The organism is bacterium (assembly GCA_040755795.1).
GTDB lineage: Bacteria > UBA9089 > CG2-30-40-21 > CG2-30-40-21 > SBAY01 > JBFLXS01.
In genome coordinates, this window is record JBFLXS010000396.1 from 1 (window position 1) to 3,826 (window position 3,826).

Here is a 3,826-nt window from a genome sequence, read left to right on the forward strand (position 1 = left end):
GTGAATAAATCCATGTAAATTTAAGTGTAACCTCTCAAGTGCTTTATTTTAATAGAGTTATACATACATTAAAACTTCTTCCTCATCAAAGGGACTATACTTTTTCTTGTCAACAGCCTCTCAAGATGCGACCCCTATCCCATGCCCAAGATGCGACCCCTATCCCATGCCCGAGATGCGACCCCTATCCCATGCCAAATTCATTCCGAACAGTATTGGGTCTGACTCCAATCTTTCCCCCTGATAACTTTTTCGCTACAATAATAACTATCTTTCCTGCATCAGCACTTTTAGATATAGAATTTATAGCTTCGATATAACAAATATAGACACCTATAGGAACAACTCTATTTTCTCCATCTTTACCATCCCATGTAACTTTATTCTTTCCATATAATAAGTTTTCACGATCAATCAATGTTTTAATCTCTCGACCTCTTATGTCATAAATTATAACGCTTACTGAAGACTCAACGGCTAAAACAAATGAGACTTCTGTTATTTCTCTAATAGGTTCAAATGGGCTTTTAGAGAGTTCAATTTTTGAAATATTTGCTCTCACAGGAATTTCTCTATTATCTTTACCCATAGTAGGTGTAGGGTCTACTTGCCAATCATTTTTACTATTCGTATCTACAGTATTTATCCGAGCTATTGATTCCTTATCATTAACAGAACTACTATTTACACAATCTGATTCCTTTACTTTTTCTCCTGCAATAATCCATTGATTTGCTTTAACAAGTACATTTACTTTCTCGCCCTTACTCCAGTTATCATCATAATTAGCCCAACATACTGCATCTTCAATATTACCCACAGCATCATAAAATACTACTTGTGAATCTGTAGATACCAGTGCAGTACTATGAGCAAATAAATCAATGATACCATCTAAGTCAGAATTTTTCTCGTCCCTGGAAGGGTCGCCTTTATGGAGCACAAGATACTCACCTGTTTTTATAATCGTCATAGGAGAAATAGTTTTTATTATTGTACAACCATCTCTTTCTAAATAGCAATCACCAATATCAATTCCTTTTCCTCCATTCCCGTCATCTTTGCAATAAAGTTCTATCCAATCTTCACTATCGTCTTCTTTAAAACTTACTTCATTTATTATTATACAAGTAGATGGGGGGAGTGTAGATAAATTGGGTGCTCCTGGGGTAGAATTTTTGAAGATAGACCAATTAGTCACCTCGTTTGTATCAATTCCATTAGGACTTAATCCAAAGGAATCATCTTCTTTGAGGCTAAAGGTATCAATATAGGTATCATTTGTCCATATCCCTGCCTGGACCGCAATATCATCATCTGAATTAGGTATAGTATACATATTATCACTACAATAGGCTACAAAGTCTATGATAGTTGATGCGTCATGAATAGAACTTCTATACAAGGATACTTGGTCTTCGGTATTAGTCCATTTATCAGCTACGCCAGTATATAAATTTGTTGTAGTGTTGTCCGCGGGAGTATTTTTAGAATTATAATGTACTACTACATATCTTCCTGGTTTTAATACAAAATTTGGAAATGTATACCAATTACCATCTTCATCCCCAAGTTCCCACCAGGTCATATCTATTTCATCTGCTCCAGTATTATAAAATTCTATCCACTCATCCCCTTTACTATCTGCTCCTTCAGGATCATACATGACCTCATTTATTACTATACGAGCACTTACTATTTTTACTCCTGATAGAGAAAGTAAGCATACCAGTGATATAAGAATATTATTTAGAAATTTTTTCATGTTTATGTGAATGGATATATTTTATTCTTTTACTCTGTATTTTTTGTCTATCAATCTTAACATCTCTCAATCCTGAAGATAATATCATCAAAGTTATCATCTGGATGAGCATCGTTACATTTGTATCTACGGCCGTTTGGGAGCTCTTCTACGATCATCGCTGATCCATTTAGCCAGAAATTAATTCCCCCACTCCTCTTTGAGTCCCAAATATTCCAGACTAAAATTTTATTATTCTTCGATTCATAGAAAATTTCAATAGGTCTATTCTTCACCTTATCCCAAATGGCAATATCTGTCACTTTTTTATAACCTTTAATTAAAAGACTTTTGTCAGTTCTTAAACCTATACCTTGTTTCCATTCCGAATTTGTTGATTCAATTACTACTACAATTTTACCTTTTTTAGCCACTGGGAATTCATCATGCCTAATTAAAGTATTTCCTTTATAGGTTATAGGCTTTCCTTTTGAATTAAAAAAATCTTCATCAAAAGATGGCATAGACATTACTCTCCTTAATAATGAAGTCTAAAGTGATCAGTGGGCCAAAGTGGTATTAAATAATCGTAGTTGTGAGGATCAAAAATATCTCTTCCTTTAATATGATGAAGATGTTTAGATTCAATCTTACCAGTAAGTTGATTAATTTGTTGTGGAGCTAACCCTTGTTTCATCCTCGCTACATTCTTAACACCCCATTCCTTTACAGCATCAGGTTTTAATGCCTCATTCTTCCAGAATCTTGCCCTTACCGTACTCCAGCTTGGGTATTTACCAGCCCTGGTCAGTTTATTAACTGGGTCACCAAGTTTCCAACCTTTCACTCCTAACCGGATGACCTCATCACCAGGTAGTATTGAGAATGCTGCCATACTAACAGCCAGCGTTGTTTCTCCTAATCCTACTTCTGGACTTCCTAATGCTTTTGAGGCCGTGGGGATACCAGTAGAAATATCCAGCATCTTCTCAAACATTGGTTCGGTAAATCCTTCAAACATCAATCTGGTTTCAGAAGTAAATATCCTATCAGCCAAATCATCACCAATCCAGAATCTTATAAAACCTTCAAACCATCCACTCCACCAATCTGAGACTATATTATTTCTCATCCCTGTAGGATCAATGTACTTGAAAGGGTTATTGTAACAGTAGACATATTTATTGAGATCTTCTGGTTTAAAACTATTCTCAACTGGATCAGGCTGGATAAATCTGCCCAGTCCTGGGTCGTAGTAGCGGGCGCCAAAGTAAAATAAGCCTGTTTCATCCAACTCCTTACCTGTAAATGTTGGTCCACCTGTAGGTCCGCCACCACCAAAGGGATAATAGAAATACTGCTCAACTACCTTGCCATCTTTATCAGTAATAGCCCTTGCTGAGCCTAAGTGGTCATTATGGTAGTAATATGGTTTTGCTGGACTGCCAAGCGGATTTTCCTCCACCCTAATACATAACTGCCCATTACCATAGGCATACGAGGTCTTACTGGTGATAGTTACCTTCTCTGCAGGTGGCGATTCTATCTCCTTGACAACCAGATTCAACTCGAACGCCTTCCCGTCCCCAAGTGAGGATGATGATATGGCCACCCCTTTTCTCCCTTCACTATCCTCAATCCCTGCTTTGACATACCCATCTACACCTTGTAATTTTTTATATTGCAAGACAATCCGCCCATCGTAATGAAGTATGACCTCAAATGTCTCTTTTTCAGTCCGACCGTATAATGGCACATCCTCCCAACTGACTACAAATTTATCCCCTAAATCCTTATAAGTAATTTTGCCACCTGCATAAGGATTCAAATCCCTGAAGGATGGTGCAATCTCTATTGTCAGAGATGCTTAATTTTCAAAGAGCAATTAAAAGAAAGAAAAAGTAAATTTTTCTATTCCTTTTATTAACAATAAGTTATCTAAAATATCAATTCACAATTCAACAGGCTGTTGACATATCTTTTCAGCGGTATAACGGGGGTGAATATTACACAACCTCTTGAGAATTAAGGACTTGGAGTGAATGCAATGCTGGTGCAAATTTTTATTTATAATCAATGTTT

Annotated in this window: 3 protein-coding genes; all 3 read right to left on the reverse strand. The window is 36.5% G+C overall.

Annotated elements, in window-relative coordinates; translation table 11 throughout:
• Window positions 1-184: 184 nt before the first annotated feature.
• Genes AB1414_17255 through AB1414_17265 form a run of 3 tightly spaced genes read right to left on the reverse strand, consistent with a single transcriptional unit; the run spans window position 185 to window position 3,572 of the window.
• On the reverse strand, window positions 185-1,765 hold the full coding sequence (locus tag AB1414_17255) for a lamin tail domain-containing protein (GenBank protein ID MEW6609163.1): 1,581 nt from the start codon (window positions 1,763-1,765) through the stop codon (window positions 185-187).
• Between the two features lie 56 nt (window positions 1,766-1,821).
• Window positions 1,822-2,268, reverse strand: coding sequence for a hypothetical protein (locus AB1414_17260; protein MEW6609164.1), 447 nt, complete (start codon window positions 2,266-2,268; stop codon window positions 1,822-1,824).
• A 14-nt stretch (window positions 2,269-2,282) separates the two neighbouring features.
• Window positions 2,283-3,572 carry an RHS repeat-associated core domain-containing protein gene (locus AB1414_17265; protein MEW6609165.1) on the reverse strand — a complete coding sequence of 430 codons (1,290 nt, stop codon included), beginning with the start codon at window positions 3,570-3,572 and terminating at the stop codon, window positions 2,283-2,285.
• Between the last annotated feature and the right edge of the window lie 254 nt (window positions 3,573-3,826).